Annotated in this window: 25 protein-coding genes and 1 pseudogene; all 26 read right to left on the bottom strand. The window is 39.4% G+C overall.

Features of this window, described 5'->3' with window-relative positions; translation table 11 throughout:
• Positions 1-199: 199 nt before the first annotated feature.
• The 26 genes and pseudogenes from R7M72_RS23540 to R7M72_RS23380 all read right to left on the bottom strand — a co-directional run bounded on the left by R7M72_RS23540 (position 200) and on the right by R7M72_RS23380 (position 21,990).
• The gene (locus tag R7M72_RS23540; protein WP_258663248.1) at positions 200-709 is read right to left on the bottom strand and encodes an SMI1/KNR4 family protein; all 510 of its coding nucleotides are present in this window, start codon (positions 707-709) and stop codon (positions 200-202) included.
• Positions 710-1,447: 738 nt separating this feature from the next.
• Positions 1,448-1,648, bottom strand: coding sequence for a hypothetical protein (locus tag R7M72_RS23535; protein ID WP_025543657.1), 201 nt, complete (start codon positions 1,646-1,648; stop codon positions 1,448-1,450).
• Positions 1,641-1,841, bottom strand: a complete 201-nt coding sequence (locus R7M72_RS23530; protein WP_206974492.1) for a hypothetical protein — start codon at positions 1,839-1,841, stop codon at positions 1,641-1,643. The genes R7M72_RS23535 and R7M72_RS23530 overlap by 8 nt, the downstream gene beginning before the upstream one ends.
• A gap of 178 nt (positions 1,842-2,019) precedes the next feature.
• Positions 2,020-2,475, bottom strand: coding sequence for a hypothetical protein (locus tag R7M72_RS23525; RefSeq protein WP_054577322.1), 456 nt, complete (start codon positions 2,473-2,475; stop codon positions 2,020-2,022).
• A 142-nt stretch (positions 2,476-2,617) separates the two neighbouring features.
• Positions 2,618-3,019: a hypothetical protein gene (locus R7M72_RS23515; RefSeq protein ID WP_053304463.1), complete on the bottom strand. Its 402-nt coding sequence runs from the start codon at positions 3,017-3,019 to the stop codon at positions 2,618-2,620.
• A 595-nt stretch (positions 3,020-3,614) separates the two neighbouring features.
• Positions 3,615-3,926 (bottom strand): antibiotic biosynthesis monooxygenase family protein, encoded by a 312-nt coding sequence (locus R7M72_RS23500; protein WP_053304462.1) that lies wholly within the window; start codon positions 3,924-3,926, stop codon positions 3,615-3,617.
• 153 nt (positions 3,927-4,079) lie between these two features.
• Positions 4,080-4,415, bottom strand: coding sequence for a hypothetical protein (locus R7M72_RS23490; RefSeq protein ID WP_047104544.1), 336 nt, complete (start codon positions 4,413-4,415; stop codon positions 4,080-4,082).
• A gap of 686 nt (positions 4,416-5,101) precedes the next feature.
• Positions 5,102-5,806, bottom strand: coding sequence for a hypothetical protein (locus tag R7M72_RS23485; protein WP_262681961.1), 705 nt, complete (start codon positions 5,804-5,806; stop codon positions 5,102-5,104).
• A gap of 727 nt (positions 5,807-6,533) precedes the next feature.
• Positions 6,534-7,028 carry a DUF695 domain-containing protein gene (locus R7M72_RS23480; protein ID WP_050903659.1) on the bottom strand — a complete coding sequence of 165 codons (495 nt, stop codon included), beginning with the start codon at positions 7,026-7,028 and terminating at the stop codon, positions 6,534-6,536.
• Positions 7,029-7,134: 106 nt separating this feature from the next.
• Positions 7,135-7,671: a nucleotidyltransferase family protein gene (locus R7M72_RS23475; RefSeq protein ID WP_062730543.1), complete on the bottom strand. Its 537-nt coding sequence runs from the start codon at positions 7,669-7,671 to the stop codon at positions 7,135-7,137.
• A 132-nt stretch (positions 7,672-7,803) separates the two neighbouring features.
• A complete protein-coding gene (locus R7M72_RS23470) occupies positions 7,804-8,151 on the bottom strand; it encodes a hypothetical protein (protein ID WP_031781294.1) in 348 nt (115 codons plus the stop codon).
• Between the two features lie 170 nt (positions 8,152-8,321).
• Positions 8,322-8,849 (bottom strand): DUF2846 domain-containing protein, encoded by a 528-nt coding sequence (locus R7M72_RS23465; RefSeq protein ID WP_225492310.1) that lies wholly within the window; start codon positions 8,847-8,849, stop codon positions 8,322-8,324.
• Positions 8,850-9,922: 1,073 nt separating this feature from the next.
• Positions 9,923-10,528 (bottom strand): DUF6680 family protein, encoded by a 606-nt coding sequence (locus R7M72_RS23450; protein ID WP_244359532.1) that lies wholly within the window; start codon positions 10,526-10,528, stop codon positions 9,923-9,925.
• 153 nt (positions 10,529-10,681) lie between these two features.
• Positions 10,682-11,188 carry a DUF4431 domain-containing protein gene (locus R7M72_RS23440; protein ID WP_315956390.1) on the bottom strand — a complete coding sequence of 169 codons (507 nt, stop codon included), beginning with the start codon at positions 11,186-11,188 and terminating at the stop codon, positions 10,682-10,684.
• 140 nt (positions 11,189-11,328) lie between these two features.
• Positions 11,329-11,850, bottom strand: coding sequence for a GNAT family protein (locus tag R7M72_RS23435; protein ID WP_315956391.1), 522 nt, complete (start codon positions 11,848-11,850; stop codon positions 11,329-11,331).
• A gap of 153 nt (positions 11,851-12,003) precedes the next feature.
• Positions 12,004-12,720: a hypothetical protein gene (locus R7M72_RS23430; RefSeq protein WP_256913619.1), complete on the bottom strand. Its 717-nt coding sequence runs from the start codon at positions 12,718-12,720 to the stop codon at positions 12,004-12,006.
• A 147-nt stretch (positions 12,721-12,867) separates the two neighbouring features.
• A complete protein-coding gene (locus tag R7M72_RS23425; RefSeq protein WP_005377051.1) occupies positions 12,868-13,224 on the bottom strand; it encodes a hypothetical protein in 357 nt (118 codons plus the stop codon).
• Between the two features lie 146 nt (positions 13,225-13,370).
• The gene (locus R7M72_RS23420) at positions 13,371-13,961 is read right to left on the bottom strand and encodes a hypothetical protein (RefSeq protein WP_138942913.1); all 591 of its coding nucleotides are present in this window, start codon (positions 13,959-13,961) and stop codon (positions 13,371-13,373) included.
• A gap of 141 nt (positions 13,962-14,102) precedes the next feature.
• A pseudogene (locus tag R7M72_RS23415) lies at positions 14,103-14,588 on the bottom strand (N-acetyltransferase family protein).
• Between the two features lie 145 nt (positions 14,589-14,733).
• Positions 14,734-14,964, bottom strand: coding sequence for a hypothetical protein (locus R7M72_RS23410; RefSeq protein ID WP_140274766.1), 231 nt, complete (start codon positions 14,962-14,964; stop codon positions 14,734-14,736).
• Positions 14,965-15,216: 252 nt separating this feature from the next.
• Entirely contained in the window at positions 15,217-15,780 is a 564-nt protein-coding gene (locus R7M72_RS23405; protein ID WP_315956392.1) for a hypothetical protein, read from the bottom strand.
• 144 nt (positions 15,781-15,924) lie between these two features.
• The gene (locus R7M72_RS23400) at positions 15,925-16,947 is read right to left on the bottom strand and encodes a hypothetical protein (RefSeq protein WP_141654583.1); all 1,023 of its coding nucleotides are present in this window, start codon (positions 16,945-16,947) and stop codon (positions 15,925-15,927) included.
• A 1,780-nt stretch (positions 16,948-18,727) separates the two neighbouring features.
• A complete protein-coding gene (locus R7M72_RS23395; protein ID WP_193837313.1) occupies positions 18,728-19,435 on the bottom strand; it encodes a hypothetical protein in 708 nt (235 codons plus the stop codon).
• A gap of 107 nt (positions 19,436-19,542) precedes the next feature.
• Complete coding sequence (locus R7M72_RS23390) at positions 19,543-20,535, bottom strand: trypsin-like peptidase domain-containing protein (RefSeq protein WP_315956394.1); 993 nt, start codon at positions 20,533-20,535, stop codon at positions 19,543-19,545.
• Complete coding sequence (locus R7M72_RS23385; protein ID WP_318056341.1) at positions 20,528-21,238, bottom strand: reverse transcriptase domain-containing protein; 711 nt, start codon at positions 21,236-21,238, stop codon at positions 20,528-20,530. The genes R7M72_RS23390 and R7M72_RS23385 overlap by 8 nt, the downstream gene beginning before the upstream one ends.
• 320 nt (positions 21,239-21,558) lie before the next feature.
• Positions 21,559-21,990: an NUDIX hydrolase gene (locus tag R7M72_RS23380; RefSeq protein WP_315956396.1), complete on the bottom strand. Its 432-nt coding sequence runs from the start codon at positions 21,988-21,990 to the stop codon at positions 21,559-21,561.
• Positions 21,991-22,085 lie beyond the last annotated feature (95 nt).

The raw sequence follows: 22,085 nt of genomic DNA, 5'->3' as shown, positions 1-22,085 counted from the left end.
GAATCATCTGAAATAACACGACTTTCACCCTAGAAATAATAACTGGGGTGAGAGTTTATCCATGCAAACTAACGCCCTGCTAAGGGGTGAGCAACGTAATACTGAAGCCGCCGCATACCACCTTATTCACTAAAATCAACGCATGGTAAAAATGCCACGCGTTGCGAATCCCTCTTGAGCAGTTTGTTAGGCGCTTGGCTTACTGGCAAAGTTCGTCAATCATTTGCTCAAAGTTAGGGTACTTTGATTTGGCCTCACTTATGATTTTAGACACTGAGCTTTCATTTGACGGGGCAACCTCCTGAGCAAAGTCCAAAAACTTACTATTTAGGGGGCGCTTCAAATCAGGAGAAGCAACAGCCTCGTATGGCCCAAGACCATGTGCAAACAACCAAACATAGTCTCCAAAATTTTGTGCAACCACCCCAACTTCACCTTCAGAGCCAAAGAAAACAATAGGTTGTTGCAAAAGATCTTCAACATTGGCGACAAGCCAAAAAGCAGCGTAGCCGCCAGAACCATCTTGACCAAAAATTAAACATTCATGGCCATTGAGTGAAGAATTACCAGTCCATGCTTTAATCCATTCTGATGTTTCCTCTTGCGAACAGAAATCATCATATGGTTCAAAATCAATTCCCTCACCGTCCGCGTAGTCAATTTCTATTGAGTGCAGTTTTTTCAATTGATCTGGAAAAGTTCTATCCATCTTATCTCTCCATACTTTCTGGACAACGCCTAACGCCCAATTAAGGGGTGAACAACGCCACCACCCAACCTAACACATTGCACCGTAAACACTAAATTTGAAGTAGAAGTAAAAGTGCCAAGCGCTGTGAATCCCTCTTAAATTGCTTGTTAGGATTGTTCTATTTTGGACTTCATTTTCTCGATTTTACGTTCTAACTTCCTTGCCGCTACCTCGTAGTTAATTACATTGCTAAACAGCTTGTATGTCCAAAACGAAAAAGCAGTAGCTGAGAAGAATACAATGAACTGTACATATACAACTAGGTTTTCTAAGCCGTCATTCAAAAAGAACTTAAAAGCTGATGGAATGAGTAGCCCTAACGAAATAAGAAACAGAATTAGGAATAGTTTTGAGAATGCATGCCTTACTAGTTCCAGCGGACTTTCTTTAATTTTTTTGATGTAACTTAACTCGTTCTCGAGACCAGATAATACCTCGTAATACTTCTTCTTCCTGGACGAAAAATACCAACCAAGGATAAAACTCACAATTAACGAAACTACAAATAGTATGATATCTCTTTCCATGTTTCCCTCGAAAATCCTAACGCCTTGTTAAGGGGTGAGCAACGCAATACCGAAGCAGCGGCATGCCACCTTAATCACTTAAACCAACGCATAGTAAAAATGCCACGCGTTGCGAATCCCTCTTGAACAATTTGTTATATCCGTTCTCAATTGGCTTTCAGAACCTTTTCTAGAGAGACATTTCGCGCGCAAATTGATACGCCTCATCATGTGAAAAACCATTCGCTAGCGCGTAACCTGTTATCACCGACCTCCAGCAATAATTGTCATGAGGCTCAAATCCGCCACTTTTGCTTTCTACATTTTCAATAAACGACTTCTTTAATGCTAGAAACTTCTCTTTACTTACCAAATCTTGTTCTTTAGTCATCGAATACCAAACCTTTGTCCATTAAATCCATAGCAAACATATAAGCCTTACCTTGCTTATAACCATGTCCCATCGCATACCCAGCAGCCATTGAAAAAGTACTTAACTCTGCGTCTGGGTGCCAAGAAGCTTCCTGCTCTAACACTTCTTTTGTGAACTTATCTTCCATGTCAGCAAAACTTATTAACGTCATTTGCTCTCTCTATCATATATCTACTTTAAAATTGAATGCGTGAGGATATAACGCCGCGTTAAGTGGTGAGCAACGCTACCACCTTACCTAAACCATTGTGCCGTAATCACTAAAGCTGAATCAAACCGAAAATGCCAAGCGTTGGGAATCCGTCTTAAACGCTTTGTTAGGCATGTTTTCAGTATATTCTGCTTCTTATATAAGCTGAAAAATCTTCTACGGTAGAACAGTTTGAAAGTATTTCATCTAGCTCATTTACGTGAATTGCACAATACTTCAGCCAATTTGAGGATGGGTACAGATTACGTACCTCTTTGAGATTTTTGAGAGTTCTTTGCGGATTGTAGTCTTTGAAATAATGAACAACTAAGAAAATGTTCTGCTCTTTTTGAGGGTTTACCAGACCATTAAGAAGAACATACTGACCAACGAGTAGCTTAGCCATGTTCGCTGAGTCTATTTCAATTAAAATGGTTGTACCATCTTCTAACTTAATAGATTGGTCTACTGATATGGAAACTTTATCAGCTCCCTTTTGGTTATTGTCGAAGTTCTGTTTACCACTCAATTTCCCAAAACCAAATGCGCTTTCAAATTTTTCAATAAAGAACTTTTCATTCTTACCAGCTGACATATGACCTCCGAATGCCTAACGCTCTGTTAAGGGGTGAGCAACGCAATACTGAAGCCGCCGCATACCACCTTAAACACTAAAACCAATGCATAGTAAAAATGCCACGCGTTGCGAATCCCTCTTGAACAGTTTGTTAGGAGTTTTATTCATAGCGTTCACAATCTTTCGGTATGTCTATATATGTTTCATTTGCCCTCCAGTCCTGAGTCCGAGGGTCAAAGTAAAGCTCATACGTTGAGACGCTGTTATATGTACCCGATGTTATCTGATTTCCAATAGTAACTATATTTGGCTCTGAAATAGTGAAAATCCAAACATTGTCACCTGACACTAACTCAAGTCGACTATCAGAAACAAACGAAGCCTCTTCTGTAGAAAAGAACTCTCTAGGATAACTTTCACAATACCACTTTAAATTCTGACCATAAGAGCTATAGACAGTTCTCATGTTGAATTTCTCGTACAAATCTTTTGTGGTTACTTGCTCTGCTCCGTTAGAGCTGAATGCAAACAATGTTAAAACGACACTAAAAATCAATTTCATGCGCAAACTCCTAACGCCCTGTTAAGGGGTGAGCGACGCAATACCGAAGTCGCCGCATGCCACCCTAAACACTAAAACCAACGCATAGTGAAAATGCCACGCGTTGCGAATCCCTCTTGAACAGTTTGTTAACTGAGCGCCTTTCAGTTTTAGCCGATCTTTCAGCCATTTTCGCCAAAGCTCGTTTTGCTAATTAATGATTAGCAAAGCTAACTCAAATATGTGTTTAACAAAAAAATTACCGTTGATCTTTAGTTTGAAATGCGTCTCACAACACCATACTTCGGCGATGTAAGTGCGCCGAACTAATCGCGAACGCCTTATATTATTAGAAGGCTTTATGCCGCCTTTCACATCAGTAAACTTAAGTACCAAACTGAAATTAGTCGCATTACCTCAGCTAAGGAAACTGACCGAACACGCTAAACCTCCGAACCTAGAAACCGTATCAATGTGCTTTCGTATTTTCTGCGCCAGTTAACGCCCTGTTAAGGGGTGAGCAACGCAATACCGATGCCGCCGTATACCACCTTAAACACTGAACACAACGCATAGTAAAAATGCCACGCGTTGCGAATCCCTCTTAAACAGTTTGTTATAACCACATATTCTCACGGACTTCATAGTGGCTAACATGACGATCTGGATTCAATTTGTACTTTTCATCCTCTGGATACAATTTAGCGACACTGATATTTTCACCAGCAAATGCTTTGATACATTCGAGATCTTCCCAATAGGTCAACAAAGTGATTTCAGCATTATCGCCTAAATCTCGATTTAGGATTTGAGCACCGAGGAAACCCGGTGTACTAGATGTATCTTTGATTCCTGTCTCATACAGGTATGCAATAAACCCTTCTTCATGCTCTTTAGGGCAAGTAGCTTTCCATTCTCTTGCTATCATAAATACTCCATTTTATGTCGTGGTTATAACGCCCAGTTAAGGGGTGAAGCACGCAATAACCAAGCCTCTGCATAGCACTTCAACACCAAAAACCTCCGCATATCAAAAATGCCACGCGTGCTGAATCCCTCTTGAACTGTTTGTTAGCTTAAATTAGTAGCACCACGCTACACCACCCCAAAACAGAATATTCAGAGTCCAAACCATAATGCTTTGAACTGGAAGCATATGGAAAACTAACTGGGGACATGCCTTAAGCTCACTTAGAGAGAACAGCATTTGAGGCTGAAAATCCCAACTCGTCGCTAAGCAAAGACCTCTTTTGAATCTAGGATGATTCACCAAATATTCTGCATAGGATGAATAAATTGTCCATAAGCCCAAAAAGCCAAATAACTCGATTGCAGAAATCACTTCCAAACTAAAGGGCAATAGTGAAGGTCCGCCAATGAGTAAAATCGCCGCAAATACCCATTTTTTGTTTCTCATTACACATCCTTGTTAATGATTTAAGCTAACGCCGCGTTAAGTGGTGAGCAACGCAGACCACCGACCTAAAACATTGTGCCGTACACACTAAAGCCAAAGCAAACGAAAAATGCCACGCGTTGCGAATCCGTCTTTAACGCTTTGTTAGCTTATTACTTTCCGAGCATTCCAAACTAAAACAACCACTTATTTTGACATTAAACGTGAAGTCGAGATTATAAACATAGCCGAGAACTTCAGGCGATGAACTTAGTATTAACTTGAGCTTTGACAAAACCGCCGAGCGTGGAGACTCACGGAACTTCACCCACCAAGGCTCGTATTGGATTTGCTACTTTCAAGTGCAAAACTTTGCCATAAATGAAACAGAGGCGGAGCTGAAATTACCACCAACAAAACAAGACCAAGTAACGTTACGACCACACACGGTAAAAATACCGCTAAAAAAATGTTACTTACTACTGCTGATACAGCCAAAATATTTGCCCATCAGTTAGCTCATTTTGACGATATGCCCTACCTAACATCAGCTATATTTGTTTGATTTTTCAGACTGTAAGCTAACGCCGCATTAAGGTGTGAGCAACGCTACCACCAAACCCAAACCATTGCACCGTAAACACGAAACCCAACCTTGAACTGAAAATGCCAAGCGTTGGGAATCACTCTTAAATGCTTTGTTAGCACTATTTTTCTTGATTAATTGCGTCTAATACAAATTTTCTACTAATCTCGTCGATAGGTATATCCATTTCATCTGAATATTTTTCTATAACTTTGTACTGTTCGACCGAAACCTCATACGAAATAGCCATTGGGTTTGAGTTAAAAATGGTTACGAAGACAACACTGATGGGAATACTGATACCTATTATTTTACAAAACTCTCTTTTTATGTCTCCTTTTTCAAACTTTACACCTAATCTTAATTGAGAAGAAAGCAGAGCAATAAAGAAAAAGAGTAGTGCATATAAAGCAAAAAACTTCGCATAATTCACATAAAGAGCACCTTTAAATAAGCTCATAAATAGTGACCCAAAAGCCATGCCAAGAATGACTGAAATGGCTGGTAAACTTAATTGTTCGATTCTCTCAGACAAGTGTTTTACCAACTCATCAAGATACTTTTCTATAGATGGGCAGGTGATAAATTGATACAGAACAACGCCTAAAAACTGCACCAAAAATACGGATACAAGAGTGTAAAATGGTATATGGTCTCCAACCAGAGTCGAAAATAGCCCTCTATTAATGTGGTTAGGTAGCAAAGCCATAACTTCCATCAATAGAGAGGAAATGAAACCAAACACCCCAAAAAACCTGAGTTCATTACCGAGATTCAAACAATAGTGTTTAAGATACACGCAAATTTTGATAAAAGATTGTTTCATAAGAATATTTCGTAAAATTTTCTAATAATATCCATATTACGTAGAAATATCAACTGATAGTGCTAACGCCTTGCTAAGGTGTGAGTAACGCAATACAAAAGCTACCGCACAGCGCCTTAATCACATAAGCCACCGCAAAGTAAAAATGCCACGCGTTACGAATCACTCTTAAGCAATTTGTTAGTACATGCGCTACTTCTATTTATGCGCTCCAAGATATTGAAAACTGACATGATATGAAAGGCTTTGAACACTGAAGTGAGACGGGCAGCTACAAAACTTAAAATCGATAGAGAGACGAAAGTTGGCTAGAAGAAAAACGTACTGAACTCACCTACTTTTACTGACTTCAAATTAGAAAAGGATTCGTTCCTCGCACTTCGACAGCAACACCAAAGAAAGACAATTTTTACTTAGTAAAAAACACGAAAAAGAAGAAGCAATAAAGAAATAGGCTAAGAGTTAGAAACCGTAAACGGTGAAATCAAAGCGAACACTCCGCATATAGTGCCACCGGAAAGAACGTGAAAGGTACAAACTGAAAGGTGTAAAGACGAGCGCAAAAACAGATAAACACCAAAACTTATGACCTTTGATGTCAAACCCGTACTAACGCCCTGTTAAGGTGTGAGCAACGCAATACCGATGCTCCCGCATGCCATCTTAATCACTAGACGCAACGCATAGCAAAAATGCCACGCGTTGCGAATCACTCTTAAACAGTTTGTTATGTTCGTAACTGCTTGAAGTACCAATCAGCTTGCTCCCACTCTAGATCTTGTTCCATGTGCCAATCAAATTGTCGCGGATAACGATAATGGTCAACTATGTACTGAAGATGTTGATGCGCAACTTCAGGGTCATATACTCGCCATACTACGCGACGAGTGTTATTCCATGTTTCTCTCACAAGAAAGAGCGCGTTACCACCCGCTTTAATCTCTTCGTCCAATTGATCACAAAATGGGTCAACGATAGCTTGCTCATCTTCCGAAGGCATTCCATGCTCGGCTAAGTCATCAAAATCAATTATTACAGAAAGATGCCAGCCAAAAATTTCGCGATGCTCAAAACCAATGAGTCCAGAGTTCAACATGCCAACGCATGGTAAATCATCTTTTTTCCACTCAAGTAAAGTATAAGATTCTTCAGGAAGAACTATCCGGACTTCGTTTTCTTTCGGTGCTTTATCTTTATTACTGCCAAATATTTTCCCGAACATGAAACTCCTCCTAGAACATAACGCCGCATTAAGGTGTGAGCGGCGCTTGGCTATACTTGAGCGAAGCGAAACTGCCAAGCGTTGCGAATCACTCTTAAATGCTCTGTTATGGCGCAACTCTCAAAGATGGCCACCTAACTAACCACCCTTTCGAATTTACACGATTTTCAAATATTGCTCGTGACCTTTTCGGATTATGCGTGATGCAGTAGCCAAATAAAGATTCGAACCCAAATGCTGATACAACCTCATATTGATTCACACCTGTTTGACGAACGCCAACGGCAGTTTCTTTTTCAGGCCAGTAGCTCATAGCATCCACTGAACTTTGATAAGGTTCATCACCATTACGTTCATGCATTTGAGCTTGATTTCGAACTTGCCAATTAAGCTCAGGCATACAACCTTTCAAGTGCTCTTCATAACCCAGATAGGCATTAGGATTCGATTCATTAAGATCGAAGTAAATCACATCAACGTCATTCAAAGCAGTCGTAGATTCAAACCCATGTAACGAGTCCCAAACTAAATTTCGCACGAAACCCGCTGCTATATAACACTGAGGTAGGTTCAGCAGAGACACATGATTTAGTGCCTCAGTCCGTATTGGGTCACGTTTTATTAATTCTACGATTTCGTCCATTTTCGCCCTGCGCCATAACGCCTTGTTAAGGTGTGAGGCACGCAATACCTAAGTCTCCGCATACCACATTAACCACTAAAACCAACGCATAGTAAAAATGCCACGCGTGCCGAATCACTCTTGAACAATTTGTTATGCGCGTTCTCCACGATTGAACGCAACTACAGTAGCGCGTAATTTAGTCAGCTTAAACTCTGTAAGTAACACTGTAACAAAAGACAATATAGAAACGGAGATAAGTGCAATATTTATCAAAGCATTACCACTAAACTCATAAATACCTGACAGACCAATAAATAGCAAAAGACAGGCAATTATCGATAGAATCGAATCATTAGTTTTCACTTTATACTCATCATCAGGTATATCTTTTATTATCGAAACCGGATTTGAAAGCCCGTCAAGCCGAACTGCAATTTTTCCTTTTTTAATTTTGACTTTTAGGCCAGAACTTCTTAACGAATTAGCTAAATCTTCCATGATTGATTATCTCCATTTCTGCGAGCGCATAACGCCCTGCTAAGGGGTGAGCAACGCAATACTGAAGCCGCTGCATACCACCTTAATCACTAAAATCAACGCATGCTAAAAATGCCACGCGTTGCGAATCCCTCTTGAGCAGATTGTTAGCAATCACGTTGGCGCTGCAATTATTTACTTTCCAAGTCATTAGACACATAGCTCAGTTTTTTCATAAGCCTTCGAGCATCTTCTTGCGATATTTCAGCGAGTTTGAAAACTTGTTGTTCACGACTTGGAGCAGTAATAACCGTTGCATTACCATCAATGAAAACCATATCTGTCGTTAGTTTGTTGGAAGCATGCGCTAGCTCCCACCCTTGGTATAGATAGACCGTTTGACCTTGCTTGAGAGTGAACTGTTTGTCCCAGAAGAGCCTTGAAGGGATTAAAGGATCATAAAATTCAAGATTTTTTTCACCAGGCTCTGCGTAAAACCAAGTATAAGATCCGTTCAGCAACTTCCCTGTTGGCTCTCCATTTACTCGATAGGTTTGGACATTTTCCAACAGCCCTTTGTTGTTGCCTTGCAAAATATAAACGATTGACTTTCCGTTATTAAAATTAGGCTCAACTTTATTTGCTTCCACTCTATCAGGTGCTGATGCACATCCCCAGAGAGAAACTAGCAACACTGCCATTCCTATTACATTTTTCATAATACTCCTTTTTGTTATTAGTGAATGCTAACGCCCAATTAAGTAGTGAGCAACGCAATACAAAAGCTGCCGCATTGCGCCTTAAACACAAAACTGCCACGCGTTGCGAATCTGCTTAAATTGTTTGTTATGCGATTTTTCGGCAATGCTAAATGGGCTAACGAAAACATTACCTTAAACACGAAAAACTACAAACACGCAGATGACTTTTTGTGATTCAAGAACCTACGGACTCAACATTTCCTGAAAAGACCGGCACAAGCACGAAACGCTGCCTTAAAGCGAAGATTTGGCTTTTGCTCGCGAGAAACTTAACGAGCCAGGACTTCAGCAAATACCGGGGCTTACTGTAAACTTGCCCTTTCCACACTTTGCGCCCAGCAAACTTTCCACGACCAAATGCGATTTTTATTGAGGCAATTCCACGAACTTTGGCATGTTTTACGGTTTAAGTGATTCAAGAATTTGAACCAATAATGCTGATTTGCCGAAAGCGAAAAAACGAATGGCCAAAGAGATTAAATTTGAAGAAAACTAAAAAATTAGCCTTGTCGCATAACGCCCAGTTAAGGGGTGAACAACGCAATACCGAAGCCGCTGCATACGACCTTAAACACTAAAATCAACGCATAGTAAAAATGCCACGCGTTGTGAATCCCTCTTGAACTGTTTGTTATGTTTAAGATTCAATACCTTACGTTCAGCTATACGAAAGTTTAACCCGACTTACTTTTGTAAACAAAACCAGAAGCTAAAAAACTGAATTAAATCATAAATTTGACAAAATTGAACTTTGAAAAGAGAAAACACAAAAACTGAAGTTCTAACTTAAAGATTAGGAAATTGTTCGGAAAATAGCGTCAAACGATGCCAATTTGCTAAAAGACCAAAACAGAATGACTTTGGGAGCAAAAAAAAGACACAAGCTACTGATTTTACGTGATTAAACATAACGCCCTGTTAAGGTGTGAGCAACGCAATGCCGATGCCGCCGCAGACCACCTTAAACACTAAACGCAACGCATAATAAAAATGCCACGCGTTGCGAATCACTCTTAAACAGTTTGTTATGTTTATTTTGCCACCGATTCTACCTTTTCGTTACCTGTTACTTCAGGTTGAACAACGGGGTCTATTGGATGATATGGAGGCAAATAGGTTATGTGCATTGGTAACGAACGCTTGCCTTCTAAAACAGCTAATACGCCTTCACGTACTTTAGTCTGTTCATTTTCGACACGTCCATGCGCAATAGGGCTGTAGCAATCTCTTTTAAGCTGGACTTCATCGAAGTCATAACCTAATGATTGAGCCATAGCGTAAAGAAGGCTTGTAAATAAATCATTACTCCGCTCAATCCATGCATCGAGTCTTTCATCAGGGACACTATTATTTAGATGATCGTTATATATTTTCCAAGCATTCGTAACTTTCTTATCAGCTTCGGACTGCCAACGTTTACCAAAAACAGATTTCCCGTAGAATTCAAGATCTATCATATTTAGTGCAGAAACATGAGCTCCAGATAATCTCGTTGCACGCGTTTCCATCAGAGTGTGGAACAATTGAAGTTTTCTTCTTTTTCGTTCGGTTATATTTTCAATTATCTTCTGAGCTTGGACTGCCAATATTGGACCGATAATAACCGCCCCGATTGTAATCCAATCTTTGATATCCATGTTTAGTTCCATATTTTCCTCGATAAACATAACGCCGCGTTAAGGGGTGAATGCTGCATAAACCAACCTTCCGCATACCACCTTCACCACAAAACTCACCGCAAACTAAAAATGCCACGCGGCATGAATCCCTCTTGAACGCTTTGTTAGCTTTTAGCTGACAACTTCAATTTTAGCTACATCTATTAATGCTTTAGTATTGTGATGTCCTGTATACCCTAGAAATACTTGTCCAGTTACTTTTACAAACTTACCTAAAATGTCATTCCTATTGTCATAAAAGTTTTGTTTCAGTACTAACTGGAAGCAACAGGTTTTACCATGATCTGTAACTTTTTGGGTTTCAATGCATCTGCCAACAACCGCTATAGGTTCATTTACGTATAGAACCCAATAAAACTGAGGACGGTCACCGTTATTGATGGATTCATAATTTGGTGGACCAGCAAAGAGCTCTTCTCTGACTTTGCCACTAAGAGTTACAACCTGGCCATCCAGCAACTCTTTTGGCTGTGAGTTTTTCGAGTCGAACAAACTGTTCTTGGACTTGAAAACTCTAGCTTTGAGATTGGTTGTGAAGATAAGACTGATAGCAGCTATGACAACAGAAGCAATGACTCCTATTCCCTGCCATAGGTTACTTGATAAAAATTCACTCAAACTTAATATTACCTCTTTAAAGCTAACGCCCTGTTAAGGTGTGAGCAACGCAATACCAAAGCCACTGCATACCACCTTAAACACTAAAACTAACGCATAGTAAAAATGCCACGCGTTGCGAATCACTCTTAAACAGTTTGTTAGTTGCGTTCTGACCACTCCGACCTTAACACCCCATATTTGACGGAGTCATAGTACTCACCATTGTAGTAACGAACCTTTCTAAGTCTCGCTTCTTGTTGGAAACCCAGTTTCAAAGCCAAAGACATCATTCGAGGATTGCCCGACCAAGTGGTTAAGCCAACCCTCTCGATTTCTTTAGTTTCGAACAAGTACGATATCCATAAAGGTAGAGCAAGCGCAGCAATCCCCTTACCCCAATACTGTGCATCGTAAATAACTACACCAGCTTCAAGCCAACGCGTTTCTTCACATTCCCAGTAGCAACTAACCGTTCCAACAGGAATATCGTCAACAGTGATTAATTGTAAGTCTGAGCCAGCGACTAAACGCTGAAATGATGAACTTTCAAGCTGTTCTAATGTTGGGTGAGAATATGGAAAATAAGATCCATTGAACTTCATCCATTCATCATTTGAAATAACCAAAGAATGGAGAAGTTCCAGTTCATATTCCTTAGCTGGCCTAATATCTACTTTCATATCTTCCTCAATACTTCCCGATTCTTTGTAGCAAACTAACGCCCTGTTAAGGTGTGAGCAACGCAATACAAGAGCCGCCGCATACCACCTTAAACACTAAAACCAACGCATAGTAAAAATGCCACGCGTTGCGAATCACTCTTAAACAGATTGTTAGCAAATTTTACCATCGATGAAATCTTGAAGTGAAATGTATGGCTTCGGAGCAGAATAGGTGGAACTAACTCTACGAACGCTTTTGATGGCACATGGTTCAATTGGTCCTTGTACAAAAAATGCCGATTGAAACTTTGTGTTGCAGCGACCGTAAATTGTTAATGAATTATCAAGATGGAACTTTACAACTTCTTTGTCAAAGCAAGCTAAATTTGAGATAGCGATACGGTATAATTGCTCATTACTTTTACTCGACTTTTCGAAATACCTTTGAATATTTTTACCATACAAATTAGTTAGTACTTCAAGCTGTTCAGCAAAATACTCTTTCGAGTCTCTATCGAAAAGCTGAAATGCAGTGCAAAGAAAGTCTCTTCCATCGATGTATACTTGGTCGATGTCAACTTCAAGCTCAATTATTAAAGGAGTATCTTTCTCCATTGTTAGATTATGTTTTTGTGCATAGTAAAGAGCGCCGCTCTCCGAACCACACGCGCAAAAGCCTAGATATTCTCTTTCTTTTATTACATTCTCTACTGTCAAATTAGCCTGTAGAAATAGACTTTCGATATTACCTCTGACCTCTTTAACCCCTGGAACAGTAAAACCCCAAGAACCTTCATCGCCTGTTATGCCCTTTGTTTCAATATTTTTTATAACATTATCAGCATTACTCTCTTTGACCGTAATGCCTCGATAAAGATAAACTTTCATAAGTAACTATTCTCCACGTATTGAGTTTGCTAACGCTTTGCTAAGGTGTGAGCAACGCAATACCATTGTAACCGCATTACACCTTAATCACATAAGCCAATGCATAGTAAAAATACCATGCGTTGCGAATCACTCTTAAGCAACTTGTTAATGTTCTTTGAGCGCATGAATAGTAGATTTGATTGCTTTTATCATATGCTCTGAACGAGGGTCGCTTTGGTTACCATATTCAAACAACATAAGTTCCAAAACAGGAACTGACGCAAAAGCAAAATCTTTATAGCTCTGAAGTTGATAAATAGCTGCAATTTGCTGAACCATTTTTATTGTCTGACGATTTCCATCAATGCCAGAAGCTAGCAACACCATCTGATGAAATGCTTCATAATGTTTTTGCTGCTGTTCTCTATTTCGCTGATCGATCCATTTAATCAATCCAATCACAAACGAAATTGCCGCTCCACATAAAGTAATAAGAGAAACATATTTTAGTAACTCGTCCAATTCTTTCCCCTTGAACACTAACGCCCTGTTAAGGTGTGAGCAACGCAATACCGATGCCACCGCATACCACCTTAAACACTAAAAACAACGCATGGTAAAAATGCCACGCGTTGCGAATCACTCTTAAACAGTTTGTTAGAATAAATTTATTTACAGCACTTTTTCCGCTGTTTAGTTGAACCGCAAAAGCACTGATCATTTTTTGAAGTTACTTCTTGCGCTAGTTTTTCAAGCTTTGAATACGCTAGAGCACGTCTAAAATCGAACTCGTTAGCTACTTGCGCCGTCATTGCTCCAGCACCTGAAAGATGCAAAGCCTCAAATTCTGCCTCAATGTCTAAAACTTGTTGAACAAGCTCATGTTCTTTTATTGCCATATGCTTTATCGGCATACGACCATTTTTGATCAGAACAGAGATTTCGGGGTCTGGTATGAACTTTACTTTTTTTGCATTTAACGCCGATGGCGATACACAGACTAATTTTCCGTCGGGCTTCTGAACAACTACGTGTGCAGTTAGTCTTAGAACAAGATTACCCCAGACTGAAGTTATCCAGCCAAACACCATCGTGCCAGCATTGTTTTCTAAATGCTTTTGAACATTGTTATAGCAGTAATTCAATTGAGAGAACGACTCCGGTTGAATTGGCACATCTAAAACGCTTGATAAACCTAACTTAGTGAGAGCACTTGAAGGAATTATTTTTGGTTCGAACGACTTATATTTAGATATCATCTCTGAAGCTTCCAATTTATTCTAACGCCCAATTAAGGGGTGAACAACGCCTACCCCAAACCTAAAGCATTGTGCCATAAACACTAAATTTGAAGTAGAAGCAAAAGTGCCAAGCGTTGTGAATCCCTCTTAAATTGCTTGTTATGTTCGTAGCCATTTGTACATGACGTGGCTATCAACTAACCCTAGATGAGCATGCTTATATGCCTTGGGAATTGTACCTATGATTTGAAACCCTAGTTTCTCCCAAAGCTTCACCGCAACTTCATTGGTAGAGACCACGCTGTTAAATTGCATGGCATCAAAGCCAAGCTCTAGAGCAGTTTCTTGAGAATGTTCACACATAAGGCGTGCAATGCCCTTACCTCTAGCTTCGCTAGAAACCATGTATCCACAATTACATATATGGCTACTTGGCCCCATTGCATTTGGCTTGATGTATTAAGAGCCCAGTACAACGTCATTTTCTACGAAAACAAAAGCTTTCAGGGGAGATTCACACCATAAAGCAAATGCTTGCTCTAGCGTCATATTTGGGTCAAAGGCATAAGTTTCTTGTGCCTGGATTACCGCAGAAAATGTTGGCCAAAACGACTCAAAATCGGCTTTTGTGATTTCCCTAATCATGAATTTCCTCCTAGAACATAACGCCGCGTTAAGTAGTGAGCAACGCTACCACGAAACCTAACCACACTGCCGTAAACACAAAACCCAACGATGGAATGAAAAATGCCATGCGTTGGGAATCTGTCTTAAACGCTTTGTTAGGTGTTTACCACTTACGCTCAAAATTGGTTTTAACAACTCGTGAGATATATGAGTTTAATCCTCGCCCTTCTCTAGCCAAATCTTGCATTTGCTTAACCATAGCAACACCTGGTTTCTGGCTGGTATATAAATAGTATTGCCATCTTCCAGACATGAATTTTACTGTGATTGATTCTCCATCAATCTCATATGCCTCTACATTAGAGTTACCATTAAGGTTTCTATACGGTGTCATACTTAAGCCCTCTTATTCTGAATAAATCCGAAACTGCAAAAAAACACATGAAGTATGCAATAAAACACTTAATAAAGATGAGATATGGGCACCAGTTCCATAACGACACCTAACGCCCGCTTAAGTGGTGAGCAACGCAATACGATGTTTCCGCACACCACTTAAACCACTACAATCAACGCATGGTGAAAATGCCACGCGTTGCGAATCCGTCTTGAAGCGTTTGTTATGTGACGGCGACAAAAGCCGAACCTACTCCCCATAAAACTTTGAAAACCAATGACTGAATGACTCTTGATACTCTTGCTGAGCCTCTCTAACAATTTCATCTGCATCTTCGGTTTGCTCGATACCACGAACTTTTAACCAAGCGCAATATTCGCCACTATGTTCACTAGGCTCATAGTCATCGGGATCTCGATAGTAGCACATGCTATCCCAATCAATCATTGGCTCACAATCAAACGTTAATATTTGAAGTAATTCATTAAAATTACGAGCTACTACGTGGTAACCACCTTCGCTACCAAAAGCGACTATTGGCGCATTTTCTAAGTTTCTATTACCGTCTTTTAGCCAAAAACCATAGGAAGATCCACTTGCATCTGCACTTGCAAATTCATAAATAGAGTTGAGAAAATCTTTACTCTCCGAGTACGTTTTTAACCCCAGTTTCTCTTGATCGATTGAAAACTCAAACCCTTCTGAAAAGTACGCATCTGATGCGACTTCATCATCAAAACTAATCAGTGGCAACAAATTCTCAGGTAACGTTAATCCCTCAAAATGCTCTATTAATTCGTTTTTGATACTCATTAGATACTCCTTACTACTTGAATCACATAACGCCCTGTTAAGGTGTGAGCAACGCAATACCGAAGTCACCGCATATCGCCTTAAACACAAAACGCAACGCATAGTAAAAATGCCACGCGTTGCGAATCACTCTTAAACAGTTTGTTATGAGTCATTGTGAGGCAATACTCGCATCTTTGCCTCGATCATCTTATTTTGCTGTAACTCACCTAGAGAAATTCTTTTTTCATTAATCTCTACTGATGGTTGATCACCCAACAGGTCATCCAAGCGATGAGAGATTTTCTTAGTAGCAGACACTAAATGATCTTTGATCTCATTCGTATCAATTCCGTCTTTCTCTAACGTTTCTGAAATTTTCAGTAGCTCATTTAAAGTTTGAACAGAAGCAGGCAACTGCTTAAGTTGCCCAGAGATGCTAAAGTTTTCCTGATAGTAATTTGTCGCAGAGGTAAGAATTATTGTGAGTGCGGTTGATGTAAGTCCATGACCCGCAAATTTTAGCCACAAACTGCCATTCTCAATATGCTCGATAACAACAGGAAAGTCAGACTCTGTAACACCGTATAGATGCAATAACTCTGTATAGATCTCGTGAATTGCAGCTAACTTAATCGAAAAGTCTTTTAGCGATGTGACGTTAGAAAGGTAAAGCTCTAAGGTGCCATGAAACTCATCAACTTCATTGTTAGGGACAAAACTATAAGCTTCGGACATTTTTAAAGTTGCATCGAGTAGTGTCTTCAACTCATTAGCAGCTAATGCCAATGGCAGAAATGTATTTTGATTGTAAGCCCTATTGTGGATGGAGTACTCATTAAGAAAAGATTCTATACTAACCTGTAACCGTTCTATAAAAAGGACTTCCTTTGACTCAAAGCTTTGCTTCATTCCTTTCAATAATTCTTCTAGTTTGTATGACTGAAGAATCAACAAGCGAAAGTCTAGTGCCTTCTCAGAATTTATTGCCTGACTTATTTCAGCTCCAATCATTCGCCTTACTTGCTGCCCCATTTGAGACTCGACAAACAAATCTTTCGCTTCAGTTCTTAGCGTTTTAGTTAAAGGAGAAAATATATCTAATGCTTTGTATAGCTCAGACAGGTCGTCACCTTTGAGCATCTGAACCAGATCTCTATAGTAGGTATAAACTTCTTTTTTATTCACGACATAAACTCTCAAAGAAAAAATGCATTTTAACTAAAAAGTACTACCAATGCATCATGACTCATAACGCCTTGCTAAGGTGTGAGTAACGCAATACAAAAGCTACCGCACAGCGCCCTAATCACATAAGCCACCGCAAAGTAAAAATGCCACGCGTTACGAATCACTCTTAAGCAATTTGTTAGTACATGCGCTACTTCTATTTATGCGCTCCAAGATATTGAAAACTGGCATAATATGAAAGGCTTTGAACACTGAAGTGAGACGGGCAGCTACAAAACTTTACCCCGATTGAAAGACGAAAGTTGGCTAGAAGAAAAACGCACTGAACTGCCCTACTTTCACTGGCTTCAAATTAGAAAAGGATTCGATCCTCGCACTTCGACGGCAATACCAAAGAAAGACAACTCTGACTTCGTAAAAATCACGAACGAGAAGAAGCGCCAAAGAATTAGGGTAAGAGTTAGACACCGTAAACGGTGAAATCAAAGCAAACACTCCGCATATAGTGCCACCGGAAAGAACGTGAAAGGTACAAACTGAAAGGTGTAAAGACGAGCACAGAAACAAATAAACACCAAAACTTATGACCTTTGATGTCAACCCCGTACTAACGCCGCGTTAAGTAGTGAGCAACGCCAACTACCCTACCTAAACCATTGTGCCGTAAACACTAAATTCAAAGCAAACCGAAAATGCCGAGCGTTGCGAATCTGTCTTAAACGCTTTGTTAGCTGCGATGCTGGTTAGTTTTGCTTTTCTTGTTCTGATATAAGGAGCATTGCTCCCATCGTCGAATGAAGCACACAAGATTCCGAACTTAGTAAATAAAATGCAGACTCTCGCTTAGTCATACTAACTCTTTTAAAGCTTCTCTGGAGGTTTTTCTGTAACTCTAGAAAGTCTTCCTTTGAAATTATTTTGTCCTCAGGCCCCATTTTTGGGTCAGACAATAATCTAACAGCATTTGCTAATGCGGATCTGCCAGCCGTCTTATCGCCCAATACCGTATACGCATAAGCGCATATCGAAGCACTTCTAACACTCAAATTTGGATCAATCATATCGTCATTAGCACGCGATTCTTCAGCGCTCGTTGATTGACTCCAACATAAAAGTAGAAGACTCAAGAATGTTGTTGAAAATGCGCCCTTTCGCATAATAGTACCTCTACAATTTGCATTATACTTTTCATGGTATTCAACAGAATTACCTGATGTTAAGCCGCTAACGCCGCGTTAAGTGGTGAGCAACGCAAACCACCACACTTAAACCATTGTACCTTAAACACTTAAGCTAAATTGAACGGAAATCGCCAAGCGTTGTGAATCCGTCTTGAACGCTTTGTTATAACTCAGTTAAAGAGCCATCACTATTGACTTGAAACTCTTTGTTCTCTTTAAAATCAACAACTCTTGCCAAAACACTACCCTTAGGGAAGACATTCTGCTCTAACAATGAATTTGAGATGTAATATTTTAAATCTTCTTTTTTGAAAGAAGGTTTTCGCTACCAACTTTGTTTCTGATTCATTGAGCTTAAACACTGCGATATGCGAAGCTGCTCTCCGCATAAACCCAGGTGGAACATCTATACCTCGTTCCAAGCAGTAATCTAAAATTACCTTTGAATATTTCCCTTTCATCCTAACCTCAGTGAGTTATAACGCCTTGTTAAGGGGTGAGCAACGCAATACTGATGCCACTGCATACCACCTTAACCACAAAACCTAACGCATAGTAAAAATGCCACGCGTTGCGAATCCCTCTTGAACAATTTGTTAGCTAAAAATTGCCGTCACAGCTAAATGAATACCTGTGTATGATTTGTAAACAGCTAAACAAGCCATCAAAGATGGAAAGATTAAATCAAAGCCATATAGGCTTACTAAGCGAATAAAAAACCTAGTGTTGAGAATACTTGTTTTATTGACTCGTTTGAGCCATTGATTGATAAATGGCTCAGCATCTTTGCGGAAGCTATCGATACCATCTTTAGTTCCTTGTATTAGCTGTGTTGCCCTACCAATAGCTTCACTATTGTATATTTGGTCTTGCATTCTACTGTCTGGAGATAGATTACTTAAGTCGCGTACAGAATAGTCAATATGCTCAATCGTAACTGAAAAGTGCCGTTCGATAGCTTCGACAAGCTCTTGATGCCCAGATATTAATGTTTTTTCTCGATCAAACTTCCATGCGAGTATGTCTATGGTGGCGTAAAGAATAAAAACAACAAAGTAGTAGATAACAATAATTGCACCAATCCCCTTAACTAACTCACTTTCTATTGCTTCAGTTTCCGCTTTGAGACCAAGAAACCCTGTGACTTTTAGATTTAAAATTGAGATTAGTAAACACATCACAGATGCAATCATTAAATTTCTGCGTGATTTTCTGGTCGTTTCAGTAAGAGGATCTGAAAACAATACTTTTTCGATCTCATTCTCTTCTAGCTTTTTATATAGCTTAGGACGATCAATTGACAATATATCTACCCCTTTTAGCTAACGCCGCATTAAGGTGTGAGCGGCGCTTGGCTATACTTGAGCGAAGCGAAAACGCCAAGCGTTGCGAATCACTCTTAAATGCTTTGTTAAGTATCTGTTGTATGGTATTCAACTAGCCTCGAAATTGGTATAAAGCCATGAAACTTTGTCGATTGGTCATGTTTTTCTGCCCCCCGCGTTGCAACACCAATAACTTCATTATTTTCATTGACGACAGGACCACCACTATTACCATGAATTACGGGTATATCTAATAGCCAGATTTGTTGTCCAAATAATACTTTTGACTGAATGATTTTCCCTGTATTAATATATGGCGTATCATTTGGCGAATATTGAGGAAACCCAATTACAGTTACTTTTTGCCCAACAGACAAAGTGCTATCATCACCAATCTTTAAGCGCTTAATACCATTAAAGTCTGTGGTTGGTTTTAGAATACCCAAATCTAAAGATTTATCGGATTTACCAAAACTAACTTTCCGCTTATTATCCATTTCATAGTATCTATAAATTTCTAATAGATCGGCATCACTCGCATCAATCCCCTCAATTACATGTTCATTAGTAACTAAGCCAATATTTTCCAACAAGAAGCCTGTACCTTGTCCTTGGTCGAGGTAACACTCTATAATAAAGGTTGAGTCAGCAATAAGATCATGTGGTGTTTTTAATAGATCTTTATCTGGTTTTCCAATCCGAGAAAGATACTGATAAGCAATTTTTCTATATATTGGGTCATCTTCACCCCGTACCATTTTTATGTAGTTGACTTTACCATGTACAATTTTTCTGAAAAAATTGCCTTTGTTATGCTTGAGCATTCTTTGCTGATTATAAGTTAGAGTTTTTTTATGATACTTTTTGATATACTCTTCTTCAGCTTCTATAAGACCATGCTTCTTCCAAGCATATAGCATTGACCTAGTTTCTCTAATAAAAGTTCGAGGAATATTCAACTTATCATTTACGGTAAGCCCTGTTACTTCTTGTCTTTGGTCTCTAGATAATAGCCTTGTTTTTTTACTATTTATACGAAAACCATTTGTACTAATTACTCCTAAGAGATCATTACCCAATATCTGCTTGTTTTGTTACCTTAATAATTGAACGGGGCAATCGACCTAGTTTTTGAGTAAACGAAAAAGTTATATCATCAACATAACGCGTGTAGGTGCACCTATTTTTTATCGCTAAATTAGTAAGCTCTTTATCTAACTTATATGCAATCATATTTGATATAATTGGAGATGTTGGTGCACCTTGGGGTAAAACTCCCTCATTACAGCATATATGAGCTAAGACTGTTGCAACTGAGTGAGACAAATTAAGTGGGTGGGCTTGAAACAGACTTTTTACTCGCCCAAAGTGAATTGTGGTGAAAAAGTCTTCTAAATCTATGTTTAAGACAAACCTTTTATCTACATGCCCTTTTGCATTAGTAATAATGCTCTTTCCATTAATAAAACCATGAGAAGCAGATCTTGGTCGGTAGTAATTCTCTAAGTCTTGACCGATCCACCTTTGAATGCTTTTAAGCTTACTCTTCGGAGCCTTAATATTTCTTTCACCACCACTCTTTTTAGAAATCGAGAAAGATTTATAAAGGTTTTTAGTATGAGGATACACCAACGAGTTAAGCTCACCGTAAGAATTAAACCCTAGAAAGTGAGCTAAATCATCAACACTTGTGCAGTGCTTAAGAGAACGTCCCCAGGGGCGAAGGGTAATTTTGGGCAGTTGTGTACTCAACTGAGATACAAAATAATTGATATAAATCATTTTATTACCTTGAAAGTGAAGAGGCGATTTTGTTTTCTCTTATATCGAGTACCATGACGCCACAAGTGTGACATACACGGGGAAAAAGAAACATTTTCATGACCACCGCAGATAGACAGCAGAAAGTTAAACCTTTCGCCTCTTCGCTGCTAATTTATTGTATTAACTAATAAGAATCAACCGGTAGATACCAAAAAGATACTTAACGCCCAATTAAGGTGTGAACCACGCGACCACACAACCTAATTTTGACACCGTAACCACTGAACCTGACCTAAACCAAAAATACCAAGCGTGGTGAATCACTCTTAAATTGTTTGTTATATGCACAGAATTTCGACTTGCTTAATGGCATTAGAGAACACCTTATGGCATTTAAATTTCGGACTATCTCCGAGCTTATGCCAGAAAAAGTTAAACTCATGGCCGCCATCATCTTGCGTGTAAAAACTCCAGTTATTCGGCAGGTCTTCCGCGACTTCACAAAGAACAAAATGCCAAAGTTGATTTTGAAAACCGCTTTCCCAAACACCGAGATACTTGGTACTGGAAACTTTGGATATACCCGATTCCTCTTTAAGCTCCCTAAGTGCTGCACTTTCCACTGAGCAGTCTGTTAATTCTAATGTCCCTTTTACCAACTGCACATCAGCTAAAGGATGTTCAAATAGCAGTAATTCTAGAGCAGACAGTGACTTTCGAAGTACAACAGGACACGCTTTGACTTCTCTATTTTCAATCCTTTTGCTCACTGAACTCTCCCGTGCATATAACGCCCTGTTAAGGGGTGAGCAACGCAATACTGAAGCTGCCGCGAACCACCTTAATCACTTTAACCAACGCATAG

The organism is Vibrio sp. YT-18, assembly GCF_033337345.1.
Lineage (GTDB): Bacteria > Pseudomonadota > Gammaproteobacteria > Enterobacterales > Vibrionaceae > Vibrio > Vibrio alginolyticus.
Note: the sequence above shows the minus strand (reverse complement) of the source record. Positions and strands in the feature narration are given on the sequence as shown.